This window comes from Marinobacter sp. bablab_jr008 (assembly GCF_016464145.1).
In the GTDB taxonomy this organism is placed as follows: Bacteria; Pseudomonadota; Gammaproteobacteria; order Pseudomonadales; family Oleiphilaceae; genus Marinobacter; species Marinobacter nauticus.
The window spans coordinates 496,606-516,304 of sequence record NZ_JACDWW010000059.1; the positions used below are offsets into that span (position 1 = coordinate 496,606).

Below are 19,699 nucleotides of genomic sequence, written 5' to 3' on the forward strand. Positions count from 1 at the left end.
TCTGAACTGCTACACTTGCCCACAATGGAACCCATTCTCAATGATGAGGCCCTCCCATGACTCTTATCAACAACCTCTCCATGCGAGGCAAGCTGATTACTCTGGTTCTTCCGGCTCTCCTGGTCATCAGTTTCTTTGCGCTCCAGAGCATCTTCCGTAGTGTGGATGATCGGGAAAACATGCAACAGCTTCAAACCATGGTTCAGCTGGCTGAGCTTGGAGACCCTCTTGTCGAGGCATTACAAAAAGAACGCGGCCGTTCAGCCGTATTTCTCTCCAGCAGCCGGGAATCGGATGGCGAACGTGAAGCGGCCCGCACCCTGCAGTCCCAGCGACAGGACACCGACAGGAACCTCGCAGCCTACCGTGCAGGCATCAAAGCACTGGCCGAAGTTGCCAGCTTCGACAGCACCATTCAGGCCAGTCTGGACAGATTTCAGCGAGACATTGGCAGTCTTTCAGGCCTGCGCCGTGACATCGATGACAGGACGATGGCCGGGGCCGAGTCGGGCAGCCGCTACACTGCCCTGATTATGGAAGTCATCAATCGTCTTCCCCTGATGGTTCGCCGGGCATCTGAGCCCGAGCTTGCCCGGCAGATCAATGCCTACCTTGCCCTTGCCGAAGCTGCCGAAATGGCAGGCCGTGAACGGGCTGCAGGGGCGTCACTGTTGCGCAGCGGCGACTTCGACTTGCCTGCGGTTGGGCAAATAGCAGCCCTGTCAGGGCGTCAGCAAGCGTATTTCCAGACCGCAATCGCCATGCTGAGTGCAAATTCGGATATCCGTGGTCGGATTGAGTCATTTCCCGAAACCGCCGAGCACCGAAAAATGCTGGATCAGCGAGATATGCTCCTGAGCAGCCCCTCCGGTATGTACGGCCTGGAAGCCAGTGACTGGTTTTCAGCCTCTACCAACCGCATCCAGGCCATTAACGGCATCCGCACTGATATGCTCTCCCAGGTCGAAGCGCTGGCCACTGCGGGCGTGAATGCCGCCAGAAGCAATCTGATCTGGGCATCGGCCATTGCCGCGACGTCAATCGTTCTGGTGGTTCTGTTAATGACCGTGATTATTCGAGCCATTCATCAGCAGGTGAATCAGCTGCTGGAAGGTGTTCGAAACGCCATGGACAACAAGGACCTGTCGCAGGCGATTCCGGTCTCCAGCAAGGACGAGACGGGCACCATAGCCGAGGCAATCAATGAACTGTTTGGCCGTTTTAGCGAGGCTTTGCTGCAAATCGACAAGGCAAGCGTACAGCTGGCCACAGCCACCGAGGAAACCAGCTCAACCGCGGGCCAGAATTCCTCACAGATCAAGAACCAGCAACAACAGATTGAGCAGGTGGCCGCTGCCACCGAAGAAATGTCGGCAACTTCAGAGGAGATTTCTCACAACACCCAGCAGGTGGCGGACGCCTCCAGCCGGGCTATGGAGAAAAGCCAGACCGGCGAGAAGGTGCTGCGCACCAGTGTCTCCCAGATCCGGGAACTGGCGAAGTCAGTACAAGACGTCAACCAGGTTATCGAAGAACTGGAACAACGCAGCACGACCATCAGCGATGTGGTTGATGTTATCCGGAAAGTGGCCGACCAGACCAATCTGCTGGCGTTGAATGCAGCGATCGAAGCCGCCCGGGCGGGCGAGCACGGACGAGGCTTTGCGGTAGTGGCGGATGAGGTTCGCACACTGGCGCAGCAAACCCATGAATCCACTACCCAGATTGAAGATATCATCAACGGCTTCAAGACCATCACCGACAACGCCAGCCGTTCAATTATCACCAGCCACAAACTGGCCGACCAGACCAGCGCGCAAGCCTCGGAGATGGAACAGACCTTTGCTGACATTCTGATGGACGTGAACAGCATTTCCGATATGGCGACCCAGATTGCCACTGCGTCGGAACAGCAGGTTGCCGTCACGCGCGAACTGGCGGGTAATATGGAATCTGTCAGCGAAGCTGCCCTCCTGACCCTGACCGGCTCCCAGGAAATCACCGAGGTCACCCAGGAGCAGGCGCGGCTGGCCCGACAGCTACAGGATCTGGCCAATGAGTTCAAAGTGGCCTGATCAGAAAACCCTCCACGACAACGCAAGAGGGCTGCCATGTGGCAGCCCTCTTGCGTTTGTGCTCATTGTTCTCCAGTCAGATAATTCTGGAGAACCGCTGGCTCGCCCCTTCCTTGCGGTACAGATCGAAGATCTGGCAAATGGCCCGGATCAGTAGGCGACCGGCTGGCTGAACCTGCAGCAAAGAACCGGAATCCGCAATCAACTCGTCCTGAATCATCGGCTTCAGGCGGTTTATTTCATCCGCGAAATAGCGGTCAAAATCTTCATTCCACTGTTCGGCAAACTGCTTGCGGTCCAGTCGGAACTGGCAGATCAGCTGCCCGATCACCCAGCGGCGGATGCGGTCGTCGCGGGTCAGGCCCACGCCACGAATAATCGCCAGTTGGCCAGCATCAATGGACGCCTCCCAGGACGGCAGGTCGTGGTTGTTCTGGAAGTAGGCGTCGTCGGTCTGGCCGATGGCGGAGACACCCAGGGACACCAGGTCACAATCCGAGTGAGTGGTGTATCCCTGGAAGTTCCGATGCAGGCGGCCTTCGCGCTGGGCCACCGCCAGGCTGTCGTCCGGCTTGGCGAAGTGGTCCATGCCGATGTATTCGTAGCCAGCTTCCAGCAAACGATTGATGGTGTTGTGCAGGATGGTCAGTTTCTGCTGCGGACTGGGCAGAGTATCGGCCTGAATCCGTGTTTGCGGATAGAAACGGTCCGGCAGATGCGCGTAACTGAACACCGAAAGCCGGTCCGGCGACATCTCGATCACCGATTCCAGGGTTTCGGCAAAGCTTTCCGGAGTCTGGTACGGCAGGCCGTAGATCAGGTCCAGGTTGATGGAGCGGAAGCCGATGTGGCGCGCTTCGTTCAATACCGACTCAGTCATGTCCCGGGGCTGGATACGGTTCACCGCTTTCTGCACTTCCGGATTCACATCCTGCACGCCCAGGCTGATACGGTTGAAGCCCAGCTCCCAGAGGGTGGACAGGGTATCTTCGTCCACTTCCCGGGGATCGATTTCGACACTGTAGTCCCGGTCGTCGCCGGACTGCAGGTTAAACAGCTCACCGTAACCGGCCATCAGGTGCTGCATCACATCCCTGGGCAGGAAGGTAGGTGTACCACCACCCCAGTGCAGCTGCTTGACCGGGCGGTCGGCACCGAACAGTTTCGACTGGATGGCCGCTTCTTTCAGTACCCGCTCCACATAGGGCATGGCCTTGTCGCGCTTCTTGGTGATCACCTTGTTGCAGGCGCAGTAGTAGCAAAGGTGCGCACAGAACGGCAGGTGAGTATACAGCGAGATGGGCCCGCCAGCGGCCTTGCTGCGGCCAGCCGCCTTGACCATGTCTTCAATGGAATAGTTCGGGGTGAACTCCACCGCTGTTGGATAGGATGTGTAGCGAGGTCCGCTCAGATCATAACGGCGGATGAGCGCCTCATCCCAGATAAAAGCGGGCAGATTGTTTGCTGTAGCGGTATCAGAAGCCATAGTAAAACTCTAACGTCGAATAGGATCGGCATGCCGGAAAGCGCGCATTATGCCTGACCGGCGGCTGGCACGATTTGATGCGAATCAGCTGAGTGTACCAGCATACCCAATGAACCACCCTTGCGCCCATGGCGTATTCTGCCTACCTCTAAAGGATAAACTCAGCCGGAGCCCGTCATGGCCAATCTCATCCTGATCCTGGGTGATCAGCTCAGCCACCGTCTCTCTGCCCTTGAGGGTGCAGACAAGGACAACGACCTGGTCGTGATGGCCGAGGTCCACAGTGAAGCCAGCTACACCAACCATCACAAGAAGAAGCTGGTGTTCATTTTCAGCGCCATGCGGCACTTTGCCGATGCACTGGAGGAGGATGGCTGGCGGGTTCACTATCAGCGCTATCACCCGGACAATCCGGCACAGTCTATTGAACAGGTAATAGCGGAGCTGGTGCGGAAATACCAACCGGAGCGAGTCATTACTACAGAATGTGGTGAGTGGCGTTTACACGAACAGATCAGCCGCTGGCACAAAACACTGGGCATCCCCGTGGAAATCCGGCCGGATACCCGCTTCGTGTGCGCCATTAACGAGTTCGCCCGCTGGGCCTACGGCAAAAAGCAGCTGCGCATGGAATTCTTCTACCGGGAGATGCGCAAGAAAACCGGCCTGTTGATGACGCCAGATGGCCAGCCGGAAGGTGGCCACTGGAACTTTGACGCCGATAACCGCAAGAAATGGACCGGCAAGCCGCCTGCTCCGACTCCGTTCCGGGAGGAGCCGGATACCATCACCACCGAAGTGATCGAACTGGTGAACGAGCACTTTTCGGAACATTTCGGCACCACGGATGATTTCCATTATGCCGTTACCGCCGAACAGGCCCGCCAGGCGCTTGCCCATTTTATCGACTTTGCCCTGCCCTGCTTCGGCGACTACCAGGATGCCATGTCAGACAACGAAGACTGGCTGTTCCACTCCATTCTGTCGCCCTACCTGAATACCGGGCTGCTGGAGCCCATGGAGGTCTGCGAAGAAGCGGTACGGGCCTGGCACGCCGGCCGGGCACCGCTGAATGCGGTGGAAGGTTTTGTCCGCCAGGTCATCGGCTGGCGGGAATTCGTGCGCGGCATCTACTGGCTGCTGATGCCCGGTTACGCCCGGGAAAACCGCCTGGGCAATACTCGGGAGCTGCCCTGGTTCTACTGGTCCGGCGATACAAAGATGCGCTGCATGCATAAAGCCATCGATGCCACGGCCCGCAACGCCTATGCCCACCACATCCAGCGACTGATGGTCACCGGTAACTTTGCCCTTCTGGCCGGGGTGAAACCGGAAGCCATCTGTGACTGGTACCTGGCAGTGTATATCGACGCCTTCGACTGGGTGGAACTGCCCAACACCCTGGGCATGGTGATGCACGCCGATGGCGGCTACCTCGGCTCCAAGCCTTACGCCGCCAGCGGCAAATACATCCAGCGCATGTCTGACCATTGCCAGAACTGTCACTACCGGGTGCAGGACGCTACCGGAGACCGCGCCTGCCCGTTCAACAGCCTGTACTGGCACTTCATTGACCGGCACCGGGAGGATTTTGCCAACAATCCACGAATGACCATGATGTACCGGAACTGGGACAAGCAGAAGCCAGAACGGCGGGAAGCCCTGCGGGCAAGGGCAGACTGGGTTCTGGCCAATATCGAAACACTGTGATCCGACTACGCCGAATGAGGTACGGAAAAGCGGGATTATGACTGCTATGCTCTTACCATTGTCAGCAATCTGGACGCTTGAGTGCGCAGATGGATACCCGCAGCCTGATTATCGGATTGAGCCTTGTTATGGCCTCACTGAGCGTGAGGGCAGACCACCATGGCTTCAGCCTTTATACCTTTCTGGCGCCGCCTTACCAGTATGCGGAACCCCAGATTCCAGTGGTTACCGGTGAAACCACGGAAACCATCCGCTGCGCCCTGGACAAGTCCGGATTTCAGGCCAGGATCAGTCTGATGCCGCAAAGCCGGGCCCGTTACTCGTTGGAACGCAACCTGGTGGACGGCTACTATGCCGTCGGGCCGTCCGAGGAACTGGACCAATCCGCCGTTCGCTCGCACCCGGTCGCCCTGGAGAAATGGCACTGGTTTTTCACCGCTGAAGCCAAACCGGACCCCGGCACTGCAAGAATTGGCGTGGTCGGTGGCAGCAATGAAGCCCTCTGGCTGGAAAACAATGACCTGAAACCCTTTATCACGGTCACCGGGGCTGAGCAGCTTCCGGCACTGCTGGTTCGAAAGCGGATTGATCTCGCCCTGATGGATCAGCGTGCCATGAAATACCTGCAGAACCAGAAATCCGGGGTAGATTGGTCACTGAATTCTGATTTTGTTCGGTATGCGCCTTTGCACCTGTATGTGAGCTCTCGCTTTTCTGCGGACCACCCTCGCTTCCTGTCCGGATTTAACGCACACCTTGCCGGCTGTGAAATGCCCAGTATGCAATTGTCCGAACAGGAAGCGTCTGAGGTTCAGGGGCTGGCGCAAGCACTGATGGCTGATCTCTCCGGCAACATCAATCTGACCAATGCCATCTACCAGGGGCCGACCTATGACAACCTGACCGATATCCTGACCAAGGACACGCTCTGGCAAGCGCTGGCACCCCACCATCCGACACCGCTGGCTGGCGAAATACTTGAGCTGCCGGCTTCCCGGGCAATGACAGCCTGGCAGGCCAGCCACTCGCCACTCGTTACCGAGGTACTGCTGACCGACAAAGCCGGGGCGCTGGTCGCCATGAGCCGCCTGTCCTCAGACTACTGGCAGGGCGACGAGCCCAAGGTTCAGGAAATCGCCCTTGAAACCGACCGAGGCGTTGAGAGAAAGCGCGACATGTGGATTTCGCCGATTCGCTACGATGCCTCCACCGCCCGTTTCCAGGTGATGGTCAGCTTTCCGGTGCCGCTGAATAAACTCAACAACGGACTCGAAGGCGTGCTGGTACTCGGGCTCGACATCGAACACGCTCTTCACAATCCCCCCGCCCCCGGCTCGGCAGAATAACCAACATCTTCCAGAGTCAGGGAGGCCCGACTTCGCAGGCCAGCACCAGAGCCCAGAACTCGGAGAAATCGTTAACCACTACATCCGGTTTGTCCGGGTGTTTGTGAGTACCGGGAAAAATCCGGTTCAGCCACGGCAAATCCCACTGGGCGCCGTTGAAGAACACCGCGCTCATACCGGCCCGTTTGGCCGCAATGATGTCAGTGGTAGAGTCGCCCACGTACCACACACTGGGGTCCGGTGGGTAATCCAGCTTCTGCACTGCCAGCAGCAATTGATCCGGGTGGGGTTTGCGCAGCGGGGTATCATCACCACACACGTTAACGTCAAACAGGTGTGTCCAGCCGGTATCTTCCACCGCCGCCAGTTCGTGCTCGAAAAACTCCCGGTCGCGGTTGGTGATCACGCCCACCAGGATACCCAGCTTGCGCAGCCCTTCCAGCATTTCCCGCACCCTGGGCTCGAAGGCTTTCACGGTGCCGTAGTGATTCCGGTAGTGATGATTAAAGGCTTTGTGGGCAATCTGCTTGGCGTCCTGATCCTCACCGAACAGCACTTCAAAAATATCGGTGCGGGAGATTTTTCGATCAGCCTTTACCTTGGGATGCAGTTTGGCGAACTCTCGCACGTATGCCACCAGGCGGGCATCTTCCGGGGTTTTGCTGTCTTCCGGCGCCACCATCCGGTCCATCAACCCCAGCTTGTGGAAATCCGGCAGCATGTCATCCACCGCGTGGTACATGGCATCGAGCGTGTCCACCAGAGTGGCGTGCCAGTCGAACAGGATCACCGCCGGGCGAATCAGTTTCACCACCGCCGGGTGCCAGTCCGGCTCAATGCGGGGTTCCGGCCGCTCTGGTGCCGGGAAGGGTTTCGGGCGCACCTCTGCCGGGCTGGCGACAAACGCTTCGGAATGCTCACGTTCCAGCAGGGCGAGTAAATCCATCAGATCTTCAAAGCTGTCGAGAACAGCGGTCGGGGCGTCTCGCTTGGTGAACCAGCTGCTGACCCGGTCGGGCTCCCAACAGGCACCGTTGTAGAACACTCCAGCCACACCGGCATGGTGTGCGGTAAGCATGTCCACATAACTGTCCCCGATATACCAGGCGTGTTCATCCGTTTGGATCGACAGCTTTTCCAGCGCTTTGAGGATAACCTCCGGATCCGGCTTGTATTCAGTGACGTCATCAGCACACACGGTGGCATCGAACAAATGCAGCCAGCGGCCCTCGTCGACAATCTGCAGTTCCCGGTCCAGGAACTCCCGGTTGCGGTTGGTGCACACCGCCAGCTTGATACCCAGGGCTTTCAGTGCTGACAGATACTCATAAGCGCCCGGCTGAAACGGTTTGACCTGGCCGAAGTACTTCCGGTAAGCCTGATTGTAGGCTTTATGCGCGATCAGCTTGGGAGCCTTGTTCTCACCAAAGATGGCGTTGAAAATATCCGTTCGGGAGACCCGGCGCTCAGCCAGAATCCGCGGGTGCAATCGGCGGTAGATTCGGATGTAACGCACCAGCCGCGCGTCGTCTTCGGTGCGGCACTGGTCTTCAGGCAGCAACTGCTCCACGAGGCCCAGCTCTTCCAGTTGCGGTAACATCTCCTCCATGGCGCTGAACATGGCATCATGGGTGTCCACCAGGGTACCGTGCCAGTCGAAGATCAGGACCGAGGGTGGCAGGATGTTGTCGTCGAATCGGGACATGGCAAAACCTCTGGAAGCTCAGTCACGTATATCCACACACCTCTTTCAGTTAAACCCATAAACCGCCCATGCACAAAAAACCGCACTTACCTGAGAAAATCTGCCCGGCCTGCCATCGCCCTTTCACCTGGCGCAAGAAGTGGGCAAAGGACTGGGACCAGGTGAAATACTGCAGTGAGCGTTGCCGGCGCAATCGGGGGCCGCACTGATGGCAGTCGTGGTCTGGTTCAAACGGGATTTACGGGTGGAGGATCACGGCCCGCTGTGCGCCGCTGTGCAATCCGGGCAGCCGGTGATTCCCTTGTATGTGGTGGAGCAGGAATACTGGCAGCAACCGGACACCTCCCGCCGGCAGTGGCAGTTCGTTGCGGAGTCTCTCGAATCCTTGCGCAAACAGTTAAAACGCTTGGGCAGTGATCTGCTGATTGCTCACGGGGAGGTCATCAGAACCCTGGATGACCTGAAACAGCAGTACGGCATCACACAGGTGTTCTGCCATCAGGAAACCGGCGGGGACTGGACCTTTCAACGGGATAAAGCGGTGATTGCCTGGTGCCAGAGCCAGCAGATTGAGTTCCGCGAATGGCAGGGCTTTGGTGTCGTTCGGCGACTGGTCAACCGGGACGACTGGGACCAGCACTGGAACCGGATCATCAAAAGCACACGCCTGCCTGCACCCGAAGGGATTCGTTCGCCGGATACCTCCGGCTGGCCGCAGAGCTTACCCGCACCCGCCCAGCTTAACGGTGGCCCATGCCCGGATCGTCAGGCCGGCGGCAGCGAACGGGCCATTGCCCTGCTGGATTCGTTTCTGGAACGGCGGTGCGTGGGTTATCAGTACAACATGTCCTCACCGCTTACCGCACCTCGCGCCTGCTCACGGCTCAGCCCTCACCTGGCCTGGGGCACCATCAGCCTACGCGATGTCTATCAGCAGTCAAAAGAGACCGGAGACCACCGCAACACTCTGCCTCGCAAGAAGAAAAGCCTCACCAGCTTTCGCTCAAGGCTGCACTGGCATTGCCACTTTATCCAGAAGCTGGAGGATGAACCGGAACTGGAATTCCGTGCCATGCATCGGGAACTGGAGCACCTGAAAACCGGACCAAACAACAGCGAGCGACTGCATCGCTGGCAGGAGGGCCAGACCGGCTGGCCGCTGGTGGATGCCTGCATGCGCAGCCTGGAGCACACCGGTTGGATTAACTTCCGCATGCGGGCCATGCTGATGGCGGTGGCCAGTTATCAGCTTTGGCTGCACTGGCGGGACCCGGCACTGCACCTGGCTCGCCTGTTTACCGATTTCGAGCCCGGCATTCACTATCCCCAGGCCCAGATGCAATCGGGGCTCACCGGCATCAACGCCCTGCGCATTTACAACCCGGTGTTGCAGAGCCAGAAACTGGATCCGGAAGGTGAGTTCATCCGCCGCTGGATACCGGAGCTGGCCGGCGTCCCGGCGGAAATGATCCACACCCCATGGCTGATGACGCCGGCCCAGAAGCAGCGCTTTGGCGGCAATACCTATATTTCACCAGTCTGTGATCATGAGCAGGCAGCACGGGTGGCTCGCAAGGCTGTCGGAGAGTTCAGGAAGCAGCAAGTGAGCCAGACAGAGACGGACCGGGTTCTCAACCGTCATGGCAGTCGAAAGGGGCCGGCACAGAACCGGCCCAGGACTGGCAGCCAGGACTCTGAACCGTCATCACAGCTCCCTCTTTTTTGATTCCAATGAACAAGGACCTTACTCGCTCTCTACAGGTCCGTCGCTCTCGTTTTTCTCCATACTGGGAAGCACCAGCACCGCACAAGGGGCATTGACCGACACATACTCCACCGTTGCCTTGCGCAACGGCCAGTGGCTGCCACCGCCACGGGAGACCAGAATCATCAGGTCTGCACACAGCTGGCCGGCCAGTGCCACCAGTTTCTCACCGGCCGAACCGGCCACCACGTGCAGGATCGCCTCCCGGTTCAGGGGCAGGTATTTCCGGGCCAGCAGATCCAGGTGGTGCCGCACCTGTTCTTCTTTGTCTTCCGGTGCTTCTTCGGTGACGTGAGGAAAGAAACCGCTGCCACCCGGGTTGAAGACACTGGCCAGGTGCAACTCGCCCCCCTCCTCCAGAAGATTCAGGGCCGCTTCCAGTGCACGCTTGCCCTCCCCGTCGTCTTTCGGATCAATCGCGATCAGCAGCTTCCGGTACATAACCTTTCTCCTGTTTGGGTTCAGAATCGGCTTCCACTTCCGGGAAGGCGCGGCCTCGCACCAGCTCATCCACACTGTAGCCGCGATAATCGGCGTGCAGAGCGCGATAGAGGGACACCGCCATAAAAATCAGCAGAATACAGAACGGTAAACCAAGTGAAGTGATCACGTTCTGCAGAGCATCTAGCCCGCCGGCAAGCAACAGAGTGGCCGCAATTACCCCCTGGGCCGCCGCCCAGAAAATCCGTTGGCGAATCAGCGAAGGCTGGTCGTCCCGGCGTGTCAGCATATCAATCACCAGGGAGGCGGAGTCCGATGACGTGGTAAAGAAAATGACAATAATGACCACACTCAGAGCAGAAGCCGCCTCCGCCAGCGGAAAAACATCAAGAAACGCAAAGATGGCCACCGACGGATCCCTCTGCACCTGATCCGCCAGTGCCACCAGGCCATTCATCTCAACGTTGATGGCAGAGAGACCAAAGATGCCGAACCACACCAGCGTAAACGCGGTTGGCGCAAACAGTACGCCGGCTACGAACTCCCGAATGGTTCGCCCACGGGAAATCCGGGCAATGAAAATACCCACATAGGGCGCCCAGGAAATCGTCCAGGCCCAGTAGAACAACGTCCAGTTGCGTTGCCAGTCCGACTCGCGAAAGGTTTCTGTCCAGAACGCCAGCCAGGGCAAGGCATCAAAATAATCACCCACGCTCTGAACCATACCTTCGGCAATAAACACGGTAGGGCCCACCGCAAATACAAACAGCAGCAAGACAATCGCCAGCAGAATATTCACCTGGGACAGCCGCCGAACTCCTTTGTCCAGACCTAGCGCTACCGAGGTCGCTGCAATGCTGGCAATAACCGTGATCAGCAGAACCTGAACCCAGCCCGCGGAAGGAACACCGAACAGGTAATTCAGTCCACTGTTCAGCTGCAACGTGCCCAGCCCGAGCGACGTCGCCACCCCGAACAGCGTGCCCAACACCGCGATAACGTCCACCGCCCAGCCCCATGGACCAAAGGTGCGCTCACCAAGAATCGGGTAGAACAGGCTGCTGATACGCATGGGAAGGCTGTGGCGATAGGAGAAATAACCAATGGCCAGCCCCGGCATGGCAAAGATGGTCCAGGTGTGAAGGCCGAAATGATAGAGGGCAATGGTCATGGCGTCGGTAGCGGCCTGCTCGGTGCCGCCCTGCACACCATCAAATGGCGGATTGGCAAAGTGGGACACCGGCTCAGCCACCCCCCAGAACATGAGGATAGTGCCAATGCCGGCAGCAAACAGCATGGTGAACCAGGTGAGATTCGAGTAGTCCGGCCGACTGTCATCCGCCCCAAGGCGGATGCTGCCGTAGCGACTGAGCGCCAGACCAAGAAGAAAAATCAGAAGCGAAGACACCGCCAGGATATAGAACCAGCCCAGGTTACGGGCCACCCATCCGGTCAACTGCCCGAAACTGCTGGCCACAGCCTGGTCAAAAGGAATCGCCAAAGCCACAAACAGCGCGGCTATAGCAGCTGAACTAAAGAACACTCCGGGTATTGTCTGCAAGCCCAGCCGGTGTTGCAGGCGCTCCAGCACAGTCGCCTCCTCATTCCATGAAACCACCGCGCCACTGTACCATAGTGACAGTATCGTCTTCGGGCTGAGAGTTGACCGATGTCAGGCATTCAAGGGAATACATCATGAAAATTGGAGAGTTGTCCCGGCAGGCCGGTGTTCCGGTAGAAACTATCCGTTATTTTGAAAAAATCGGGCTGATGGCCAAGCCAGAGCGCGGCGAAAACGGATATCGCTATTATCGTCAGGAACACCTCGACCGCCTCCTGTTCATCCGGCGCTGCCGCAATCTGGACATGGCGCAGGACGAGATTCGTGAACTCATCCGGCTGGCTGAAAAACCCACTGCCGATTGCTCAGACGTCAATGCTCTGCTGGCTCGACACCTGTCACATGTGCGGGCCAGGCTCAACGAACTGAAAAGCCTGGAACAGATGCTGGTCAACCTACAGAACGCCTGTTCAGACCCGCGGACCATCCGGGAATGTGGGATTCTGGGCGGGCTCAGCGACGAATTGGCCACCCTCCCGGAACCCACCGCATCGGATAACCATGTACCAGGCACTCATGGATCAGGCCATCATGATTAGCAGGTGTTGACCCTGTAGCAACTACAGGGTTTTTAATGGAGACACTTAAACATTGGAGGTCTCTATGGCGTGTTCCTGTTCTGCACCTGAACCCAAAACTCCCGCTCCGGGGTTCCGAAAAGCGCTTTGGCTGGCGCTGTGGGTGAATCTGGTGATGTTTCTGGTGGAAGGCTTCGCCAGCCTGCAATCCGGGTCCGTTTCCCTGATGGCCGATGCCATCGATTTCTTTGGCGACAGCGCCAACTATCTGCTTTCTCTGAGCGTTCTGGGAATGGGGATGCTCTGGCGCGGGCGGGCGGCTATGGTAAAAGGTCTGACCATGGCCGTGTTCGGACTGGTGGTCTGGGGCCGGGCCGTCTGGGTACTGCAAAGCGGCATCACGCCCGAGCCACTGACCATGGGCATGGTGGGGCTGCTGGCGCTTGCCGCCAATGTCTTTGTTGCCGTGATGCTGTTCCGGTTCCGGGACGGTGACTCAGACATGCGCTCGGTCTGGCTTTGCAGCCGCAACGACGCTATCGGCAATATGGCCGTTATGGCCGCCGCACTGGGCGTGTTCGGCACCGGCAGTGCCTGGCCAGATCTGATCGTCGCAGCCATCATGGGTACGCTGGCCGTCACCGCCGGAGTTAGCGTGGTTCGCCATGCCCGCGCCGATATCAATGACGCGAAGCGTGACGCACAATTGCAGGCCAGCGAGACCTGAGTCCCTCAGAAAGGCTGGAAATCCGATAGACGGTAGGAGAATTCATCGTCTGCGATGAATGGGCTACCGTCCACTTCCAGCCGTACCGGGAACCCATAGCGTTGATCGTACTCAGCGACCAGGGTTTCTGCACTGTGCCGGGCTTTATCAATAACACCCAACAAACCATCAATGGTCAGGCGCCTGGGGTCCAGAATATCCGGATGGTTGATCGGCTGTTCCAAACCTTCAACATCGATCACCGTTCCCTCGCGCACAGTCACTCGCATGGGCTGGAGCAGGTCGGGAGGGCAGAAACAGGTTTGCCACACCGTAACCTCGTAACTGTCGATACCATGGGCTTGCCAAACGGCCTGAGCCTGTTGAAAATCCAGCACCGGGGTATTGTCTTTGCCGGCGCCGGCGCAACCCGCCGCCAGCAATGACACCACCAGCACCAGGCCTGTGCAGGTTATCTGACGTTCCACCACCGCCTCCTTCTGACGATCACGGCCGTCAGAGCAACCAGCAACCACCCCGCGCCCAGGCTGCCACCGCCACCGGATGAATCGCCACCCTGGTCTTCGTCGGTCGAGGTTTCCTCGAGCTCCGGCATGATTGCCGGAACCGTCTCACTGCTGGCAAACTGACCACCGTTGATAGCAACCAGTCGGTATTCGTAGGTATATCCCGCCACCGGTGTCTCATCGACATAGCTCTCGGTACCGTAAGGAGCCGTTGCCAGCAACTGCCACGGGGTATATTCAGTTCCTGTACGGCGACGTTCAATCCGATATCCGGTCTGAGGACCAGCATTCTCGGTCCAGGCCAGCAGCACACGGCCCGCCTCGGCCACAGCGGTCAGCCCCTCGGGAGCAACAGGGGCGTTGTTCCAGCTTATGCTCGCTGAATTGCCGGGCAATGAACGCACGCCCTCCAGCACGGCCACCACGCGATACGCATACTCACCGGTCGCGATCAAAGACGCATCGCGGTACTGATTCGTGCCCGCCGACAAGGTCACAGGCAGGTCGGAATAGGCGGTCTCGCCAGGGGCCATACGTTGCACAACATAGCCAGCTTCTGTGGTCTCGCTTGGTTGCCATCGCAGAAACGCACTCCGGGCCTCCGGTGTCACCACCAGGTCACCAGGAGCCGCAACCGCGGTGGGCGCGACCTCAAAACGGCTTTCCAGCGTATTGTTGGCCGGCTGCAAATCCAGTACTTCACCACTCAAGCTGATCAGGGAGACCCGTTGATTCAGGGTCAGATTGGCTTCGGTACCTGAATATGCCTGAATCGCGAGCTGGTGTCCCTGAGCATCGGGGATAAGATCGGAACAGCTATAGGACCGGGATGAGATCTCGCAAGGCACACTGTCAACGGTGACCATCTCCAGCCGGGTGTCTGTGCCCGTCAGTTCGCCCGTGACTTCCAATCGATCTGCATTTTCGGAAGCGCTCTGATAGCCAATATCAAAAAAGGCCTGGAACTGGCTCTGTCCCGGTATCCTCTCAGGATTTGTGGTTACCGCCGTGAGCATGGTATCGGCCGGAAAATTGAAACACTGTTCCAGCGCCGGTTGCTGGTTAATGGTATTGATCAGATTGGTTTCAGAACACGACGAAAACCGGGTCGCATCCGGGTTTGCCCAGGGGCTCATGATGAATCCGGTCGAACAGCTGTTCTGCTGCTCATCATGATTGGCACCGAAATTATGACCGAGCTCATGGGCAACGACGACAGCGGTCAACACGTTGGAGTCAAACGCGTTGGTAACACCGGTACCATACCCGCTGTTACTACAGAGGCTACCTACCCAGGCCAGCCCGGCCGTACTTCCATCGAAATCCCTTCCGCTCACCAGGTGCAACAGGGCGCGCCGATTCTGCTGAAACGGCAGACTGCCGCCGGCCACCTGCGCGCGCACATCATCCAATAGTTCATCCGCTGAAGTGGATGTGGTGAAGGTATTCGTCTTCAGGAAAGTAAGACTCAGGGTATCCAGCGCAATACCGAACTGCTCGAAATAGAACCCTTCCACCAGATTCAGAATGCTGACAGCCCGATCCTGGAAGTCGTCGGGGAAACGTTGCTGGAATTCGAGATCGAAAACCACCTCCAGCTCCAGCAACAGACAGGCTCCTTCTACCCGGCTGTCACAGAGGCTGTCGTAGCTCGCAGACACCGCCTGCGCCATCATTGGCGTAAGAACACGATCAGGAGCAATAACGGCACTGCTGTGTACATGGTCAACACCGCAGCTGGGAGCGACATCAAACCCAAAGCTCTTAGTGACCAACTGCTGACTGTCCTGCCGGCCACCAATCACATGCATACGCCCAAACAGGTAGGCCATACCTTCCCAGCCATTCTGCAGGCGAGACACCCTTACCCAGCTGTCCGGGTCGACTGCCACCTTACCCTGAAAGTGGCGGCCCAAGGCGAGTGCCTGGTGCGCCCCCAGGGCTGAGACCAGCCGATTATTGGCTTGCAGCTCAACTTCGTAATCCTGGCCATCTATCCACAAATCCAGCGACTCCGAAGCGCTGGCATGAATTGAGAACAACAACAGCCAGACATGAACCAGTATCGGGAAAAGGTACAGCAAACGTCTCACGGGCGAATCCTTTTCTGTTAAGGCAATTGGAATTCGCGCAAACTAATAGGCTTGGCAGGGCGAGACCAGCCCGAACCAGTAACAATCTGCATTTATGAGAGACATGTCCCGCATGAGGGTTCGAGTGGTTAACAGGTCGGCACTCTTGTTATGCATGGTGCTTGTATTTTCATTTTTTCTTCCACCTCAATTGTTGCAGTGGCAACCGGACACAATCACATCCGGCCAGTGGTGGCGCTTGTTTACGGGTCACCTGGTTCACCTGAACGTGAACCATCTCCTGTTGAATCTGGCAGGCGTGCTTATTCTCGCTCTTCTGTTCCCACGCTTCCTGCCTGTCGGCAGGTTACTCTGGATCACACTGCTGATGGCCGCAGCGATCTCCCTGGGACTATTGTCGCTCCGGCCAGACCTGGCCAGCTATCGAGGATTCTCCGGCTGTATCCACGGCCTGGCCGCAATTCTGGCAATGAGAGAGCTGAAAACGGATCGCTGGCTTTCCATCACTCTGCTTGCAGCACTGTCCGTGAAACTTGTTTTGGAAGGTTTTGAACTGGCCGGTTCCCAGACCACGGCCCTGATTGGAGGACCGGTAATCTGGGAGGCCCATGCACTGGGTTTCGCTTCCGGACTGCTGATTGCCGGAGCCGGCTTTATCCGGCGCCGAACGCCAAAGCAATCATCACTGGAATAAAACCGAGGGCAAACAAGGTACTGAGCAACGTAGTACCCGCTGCCTGCCTGGGTGAGGCCTCCAGCAAAGTCGCAATCACCACGGTATTGGCGGCAATCGGTGTGATGGAAATCAGGAATATGGCCTGATGCACTGCCGGCTCGTAAATTCCCAGAAGCGCTGAATCAACCCACCAGAACACAATAGCCACCAATGGCCAGATCACGAACTTTCCGAAAAATGCCAGGGCAGTGAATCGGGGGTTGCCGGCCAATCCCCGAAAGCTGGTAATGCCCATGCCGATAATCATCATCCCGAGAATACTGTAGGCGCCGCGCAGATTATCGAACAGGGGCATAAAGACGTCAGGAATGGAGGCTCCGGAAAGGTTGAGTACAACCGCAGCCAGGAAAGCATAGACAGAAGGCAGGCGCGCCACCCTGAGCAGCGCATCCTGAATGCTGTATTTACCCCGGGCGGCGAGATAAAACCCGACAGAATTCTCGAACAGGGTCGTTCCCAGCATACAGACAATGTAGAGCGCCAGGCCTTCCTCTCCAAACAGCAACAGCGCCACCGGAATTCCGAAATATCCTGTATTGCCAGTTCCCACTGACAGTGGAATCACCGCCGCGCTGCCATCCGAAAGCAGCTTTCGGGCAATGGCCATATGACTCAGGGCAATCACGCTACAGAAACCGAACACCAGGGCGGGCAACAGGATCACCTCGGCGCTGAGCGGCGCCGCCATCACGCCCGAAAACACCACAGACGGCGTCACGATATACAGCATGATGCCGGCAATGTGCCGACCGCTGGCCTCCAGAAAACGACCGGCAATCCAGCCCAGTGCCACCGTAACGTAAAGCGGAAGGAGTTTGAGCAGCAGGGCCAGGGCGGCAGACATGATCTCTCCGGGCGTAAAACCTTGAAAATACAACCAGCGGGGCAGTCTACCACCTACCCATCAAGAGGTAACTCCCCAGCGCAATAGAGAAACCCGGGATCATCTTTGATAATCATCAATAGCATTAGGGATGCATCTTTATATCCTAGTGGGGCAGTCAGGTATTCGTAACAACCAAGGAGAGAGACCAATGGCCGAGCGCTTTACCAAAAGCATGGCCAGGAACATATATCTGGGGGGAAGTGCCTTCTTCGTCCTGCTGTTCCTGGCCCTGACTTTTGACACTCAGCTGCGTGCTATGCCCGAGCGGGATAACCGCGACGAGCTCACCGAACAGGTGGTGCGCGGCAAACATCTGTGGGAAGAGAACAACTGTGTCGGTTGTCATTCCATCATGGGCGAAGGCGCTTACTTCGCTCCCGAACTGGCCAACGTGTTTGACCGCCGTGGCGGCGGTGATACTGAGGTCTTCAAGGCATACATGAAAGCCTGGATGAACGCCATGCCCACGAATATTCCGGGCCGGCGCCAGATGCCGGATTTCAATCTGAGTGATTCCGAGATCGAAGACCTGGCCGCTTTCCTGGAGTGGACATCCAAGATCGACGACAACGGTTGGCCACCCAACATCGAGGGGTAAGGGAGCAGATATGAAATACGAATCTCAAAGGGTCGCCATGCCCTACTTCATCTTTGCCCTGATTCTGTTTGCCGGCCAGATTGTGTTCGGCCTGATTCTGGGTCTCCAGTACGTTGTCGGTGATTTCCTGTTTCCGGAAATCCCTTTCAACGTTGCGCGGATGGTGCATACCAACCTGCTGATTGTCTGGCTGCTCTTCGGCTTCATGGGCGCCACCTACTACATGGTTCCGGAAGAAGCCCAGACCGAACTGCACAGCCCCCTGCTGGCGTGGATTCTGTTCTGGGTGTTCGCGGCAGCCGGCACGCTGACCATCCTGGGCTACCTGTTTGTGGACTACGCGACCTTGGCAGAAGTCACCATGAACAAGTTGCTACCCACCATGGGCCGGGAGTTCCTGGAGCAACCCACGATAACCAAGATCGGTATCGCCGTGGTCGTGGTGGCGTTCCTCTATAACATCGCCATGACCGCGCTGAAAGGCCGCAAGACCGTGGTCAACATCGTGCTGATCACCGGCCTGGTAGGCCTGGCCGTATTGTGGCTGTTCTCCTTCTACAACCCCGGTAACCTGGCCACCGACAAGTACTTCTGGTGGTTTGTGGTCCACCTGTGGGTAGAAGGCGTGTGGGAACTGATCATGGGTGCCATCCTGGCCTATGTGTTAATCAAGCTCACCGGTGTAGACCGCGAAGTGATCGAGAAGTGGCTGTACGTGATCATCGCCATGGCGCTGATTACCGGCATCATCGGTACCGGGCACCACTTCTTCTGGATCGGGCCGCCCGAATACTGGCTCTGGCTGGGTTCTGTGTTCTCTGCACTGGAACCGCTTCCGTTCTTCATGATGGTGGTCTTCGCCTTCAACATGATCAACCGTCGCCGACGCAACCACCCGAACAAGGCCGCCATGCTGTGGGCCATGGGTACAACCGTCATGGCATTCCTGGGCGCTGGCGTGTGGGGCTTCCTGCACACTCTGGCTCCGGTGAACTGGTACACCCATGGTAGCCAGATTACCGCAGCCCACGGCCACATGGCCTTCTATGGCGCCTACGTAATGATTGTACTGACCATCATTTCCTACGCCATGCCAATCATGCGCGGTCGCCCCTACGGCAACAGCAATACCGCCCAGATTGTGGAAATGTGGGGCTTCTGGCTGATGACCATCTCCATGGTGTTCATCACCCTGTTCCTGACCGCTGCCGGCGTCCTGCAGGTTTGGCTGCAGCGTCTTCCGGAAAGCGGTGAAGCGCTGTCCTTCATGGCAGGCCAGGATCAGATCGCCCTTTTCTACTGGATGCGATTTGTCGCCGGTGCCTTCTTCATGGCCGGTCTGGTGGTGTACTTCGGTAGCTTCTTCATCAAGGGCGAAGCCAGCCCGGCTGAGGAAGTCCGTGGTCCTGCCACGGCAGACGCCTGATAAAGTCTGATCGCCGGGGCCTTCGGGCCCCGGCACATTCCCGAAACCCTGGACAACCTC

General features: G+C 57.8%; 17 protein-coding genes. 10 read left to right on the forward strand and 7 right to left on the reverse strand.

Annotation, left to right across the window (positions count from 1 at the left end):
- Nucleotides 1-56 precede the first annotated feature (56 nt).
- Nucleotides 57-2,075, forward strand: a complete 2,019-nt coding sequence (locus JIF53_RS10960; RefSeq protein ID WP_199452486.1) for a methyl-accepting chemotaxis protein — start codon at nucleotides 57-59, stop codon at nucleotides 2,073-2,075.
- A gap of 76 nt (nucleotides 2,076-2,151) precedes the next feature.
- Here JIF53_RS10960 and hemN read toward each other — a convergent pair whose 3' ends face one another.
- The gene (gene hemN / locus JIF53_RS10965) at nucleotides 2,152-3,561 is read right to left on the reverse strand and encodes an oxygen-independent coproporphyrinogen III oxidase (RefSeq protein WP_153740655.1); all 1,410 of its coding nucleotides are present in this window, start codon (nucleotides 3,559-3,561) and stop codon (nucleotides 2,152-2,154) included.
- Between the two features lie 177 nt (nucleotides 3,562-3,738).
- Between hemN and JIF53_RS10970 the strand changes: the two genes are divergently transcribed.
- Together JIF53_RS10970 and JIF53_RS10975 are read left to right on the forward strand one after the other, a co-directional pair.
- Nucleotides 3,739-5,271 (forward strand): cryptochrome/photolyase family protein, encoded by a 1,533-nt coding sequence (locus JIF53_RS10970; protein WP_153740654.1) that lies wholly within the window; start codon nucleotides 3,739-3,741, stop codon nucleotides 5,269-5,271.
- 89 nt (nucleotides 5,272-5,360) lie between these two features.
- Nucleotides 5,361-6,617: a hypothetical protein gene (locus JIF53_RS10975; RefSeq protein ID WP_153740653.1), complete on the forward strand. Its 1,257-nt coding sequence runs from the start codon at nucleotides 5,361-5,363 to the stop codon at nucleotides 6,615-6,617.
- Nucleotides 6,618-6,633: 16 nt separating this feature from the next.
- Here JIF53_RS10975 and JIF53_RS10980 read toward each other — a convergent pair whose 3' ends face one another.
- On the reverse strand, nucleotides 6,634-8,322 hold the full coding sequence (locus tag JIF53_RS10980; RefSeq protein ID WP_199452487.1) for an HAD family hydrolase: 1,689 nt from the start codon (nucleotides 8,320-8,322) through the stop codon (nucleotides 6,634-6,636).
- A gap of 68 nt (nucleotides 8,323-8,390) precedes the next feature.
- Here JIF53_RS10980 and JIF53_RS10985 point away from each other — a divergent pair, with 68 nt between their 5' ends.
- Together JIF53_RS10985 and JIF53_RS10990 are read left to right on the forward strand one after the other, a co-directional pair.
- Nucleotides 8,391-8,531, forward strand: a complete 141-nt coding sequence (locus JIF53_RS10985; RefSeq protein ID WP_011786546.1) for a DUF2256 domain-containing protein — start codon at nucleotides 8,391-8,393, stop codon at nucleotides 8,529-8,531.
- Nucleotides 8,531-10,048 carry an FAD-binding domain-containing protein gene (locus tag JIF53_RS10990; protein WP_199452488.1) on the forward strand — a complete coding sequence of 506 codons (1,518 nt, stop codon included), beginning with the start codon at nucleotides 8,531-8,533 and terminating at the stop codon, nucleotides 10,046-10,048. Before JIF53_RS10985 ends, JIF53_RS10990 begins: the two co-directional genes overlap by 1 nt.
- An 18-nt stretch (nucleotides 10,049-10,066) precedes the next feature.
- On the opposite strand, the gene JIF53_RS10995 is transcribed toward JIF53_RS10990, so the two are convergent.
- Together JIF53_RS10995 and JIF53_RS11000 are read right to left on the reverse strand one after the other, a co-directional pair.
- Nucleotides 10,067-10,528 (reverse strand): universal stress protein, encoded by a 462-nt coding sequence (locus JIF53_RS10995; RefSeq protein ID WP_023008590.1) that lies wholly within the window; start codon nucleotides 10,526-10,528, stop codon nucleotides 10,067-10,069.
- Nucleotides 10,500-12,119, reverse strand: coding sequence for a BCCT family transporter (locus JIF53_RS11000; RefSeq protein WP_199452489.1), 1,620 nt, complete (start codon nucleotides 12,117-12,119; stop codon nucleotides 10,500-10,502). Before JIF53_RS11000 ends, JIF53_RS10995 begins: the two co-directional genes overlap by 29 nt.
- A gap of 104 nt (nucleotides 12,120-12,223) precedes the next feature.
- Here JIF53_RS11000 and cadR point away from each other — a divergent pair, with 104 nt between their 5' ends.
- Both cadR and JIF53_RS11010 read left to right on the forward strand, forming a co-directional pair.
- Nucleotides 12,224-12,688: a Cd(II)/Pb(II)-responsive transcriptional regulator gene (gene cadR / locus JIF53_RS11005; protein ID WP_041655025.1), complete on the forward strand. Its 465-nt coding sequence runs from the start codon at nucleotides 12,224-12,226 to the stop codon at nucleotides 12,686-12,688.
- A gap of 64 nt (nucleotides 12,689-12,752) precedes the next feature.
- The gene (locus JIF53_RS11010) at nucleotides 12,753-13,394 is read left to right on the forward strand and encodes a cation transporter (protein WP_022990837.1); all 642 of its coding nucleotides are present in this window, start codon (nucleotides 12,753-12,755) and stop codon (nucleotides 13,392-13,394) included.
- Between the two features lie 5 nt (nucleotides 13,395-13,399).
- On the opposite strand, the gene JIF53_RS11015 is transcribed toward JIF53_RS11010, so the two are convergent.
- Nucleotides 13,400-13,861, reverse strand: a complete 462-nt coding sequence (locus tag JIF53_RS11015) for a DUF6174 domain-containing protein (RefSeq protein WP_011786552.1) — start codon at nucleotides 13,859-13,861, stop codon at nucleotides 13,400-13,402.
- A complete protein-coding gene (locus JIF53_RS11020; protein WP_153740645.1) occupies nucleotides 13,846-15,993 on the reverse strand; it encodes a M12 family metallo-peptidase in 2,148 nt (715 codons plus the stop codon). The genes JIF53_RS11015 and JIF53_RS11020 overlap by 16 nt, the downstream gene beginning before the upstream one ends.
- Before the next feature lie 154 nt (nucleotides 15,994-16,147).
- Here JIF53_RS11020 and rrtA point away from each other — a divergent pair, with 154 nt between their 5' ends.
- Nucleotides 16,148-16,687: a rhombosortase gene (gene rrtA, locus JIF53_RS11025; RefSeq protein WP_194841899.1), complete on the forward strand. Its 540-nt coding sequence runs from the start codon at nucleotides 16,148-16,150 to the stop codon at nucleotides 16,685-16,687.
- Here the strand turns inward: rrtA and JIF53_RS11030 are convergent.
- The gene (locus JIF53_RS11030; RefSeq protein ID WP_153740643.1) at nucleotides 16,647-17,573 is read right to left on the reverse strand and encodes an AEC family transporter; all 927 of its coding nucleotides are present in this window, start codon (nucleotides 17,571-17,573) and stop codon (nucleotides 16,647-16,649) included. The genes rrtA and JIF53_RS11030 overlap by 41 nt on opposite strands.
- Nucleotides 17,574-17,763: 190 nt before the next feature.
- Here JIF53_RS11030 and JIF53_RS11035 point away from each other — a divergent pair, with 190 nt between their 5' ends.
- Both JIF53_RS11035 and JIF53_RS11040 read left to right on the forward strand, forming a co-directional pair.
- Nucleotides 17,764-18,213, forward strand: a complete 450-nt coding sequence (locus tag JIF53_RS11035) for a c-type cytochrome (protein WP_022990832.1) — start codon at nucleotides 17,764-17,766, stop codon at nucleotides 18,211-18,213.
- Nucleotides 18,214-18,223: 10 nt separating this feature from the next.
- Nucleotides 18,224-19,639, forward strand: a complete 1,416-nt coding sequence (locus JIF53_RS11040; protein WP_199452491.1) for a cbb3-type cytochrome c oxidase subunit I — start codon at nucleotides 18,224-18,226, stop codon at nucleotides 19,637-19,639.
- Nucleotides 19,640-19,699 lie beyond the last annotated feature (60 nt).

Coding starts and splice junctions, on each gene's coding strand:
- JIF53_RS11030 (WP_153740643.1), bottom strand. CDS start 17,573: ATGTCTGCCGCCCTGGCCCTGCTGCTCAAACTCCTTCCGCTTTACGTT.
- JIF53_RS10995 (WP_023008590.1), bottom strand. CDS start 10,528: ATGTACCGGAAGCTGCTGATCGCGATTGATCCGAAAGACGACGGGGAG.
- JIF53_RS11040 (WP_199452491.1), top strand. CDS start 18,224: ATGAAATACGAATCTCAAAGGGTCGCCATGCCCTACTTCATCTTTGCC.
- JIF53_RS11035 (WP_022990832.1), top strand. CDS start 17,764: ATGGCCGAGCGCTTTACCAAAAGCATGGCCAGGAACATATATCTGGGG.
- JIF53_RS10980 (WP_199452487.1), bottom strand. CDS start 8,322: ATGTCCCGATTCGACGACAACATCCTGCCACCCTCGGTCCTGATCTTC.
- rrtA (WP_194841899.1), top strand. CDS start 16,148: ATGGTGCTTGTATTTTCATTTTTTCTTCCACCTCAATTGTTGCAGTGG.
- JIF53_RS10990 (WP_199452488.1), top strand. CDS start 8,531: ATGGCAGTCGTGGTCTGGTTCAAACGGGATTTACGGGTGGAGGATCAC.
- hemN (WP_153740655.1), bottom strand. CDS start 3,561: ATGGCTTCTGATACCGCTACAGCAAACAATCTGCCCGCTTTTATCTGG.
- JIF53_RS10975 (WP_153740653.1), top strand. CDS start 5,361: ATGGATACCCGCAGCCTGATTATCGGATTGAGCCTTGTTATGGCCTCA.
- JIF53_RS10970 (WP_153740654.1), top strand. CDS start 3,739: ATGGCCAATCTCATCCTGATCCTGGGTGATCAGCTCAGCCACCGTCTC.
- JIF53_RS10960 (WP_199452486.1), top strand. CDS start 57: ATGACTCTTATCAACAACCTCTCCATGCGAGGCAAGCTGATTACTCTG.
- JIF53_RS10985 (WP_011786546.1), top strand. CDS start 8,391: ATGCACAAAAAACCGCACTTACCTGAGAAAATCTGCCCGGCCTGCCAT.
- cadR (WP_041655025.1), top strand. CDS start 12,224: ATGAAAATTGGAGAGTTGTCCCGGCAGGCCGGTGTTCCGGTAGAAACT.
- JIF53_RS11010 (WP_022990837.1), top strand. CDS start 12,753: ATGGCGTGTTCCTGTTCTGCACCTGAACCCAAAACTCCCGCTCCGGGG.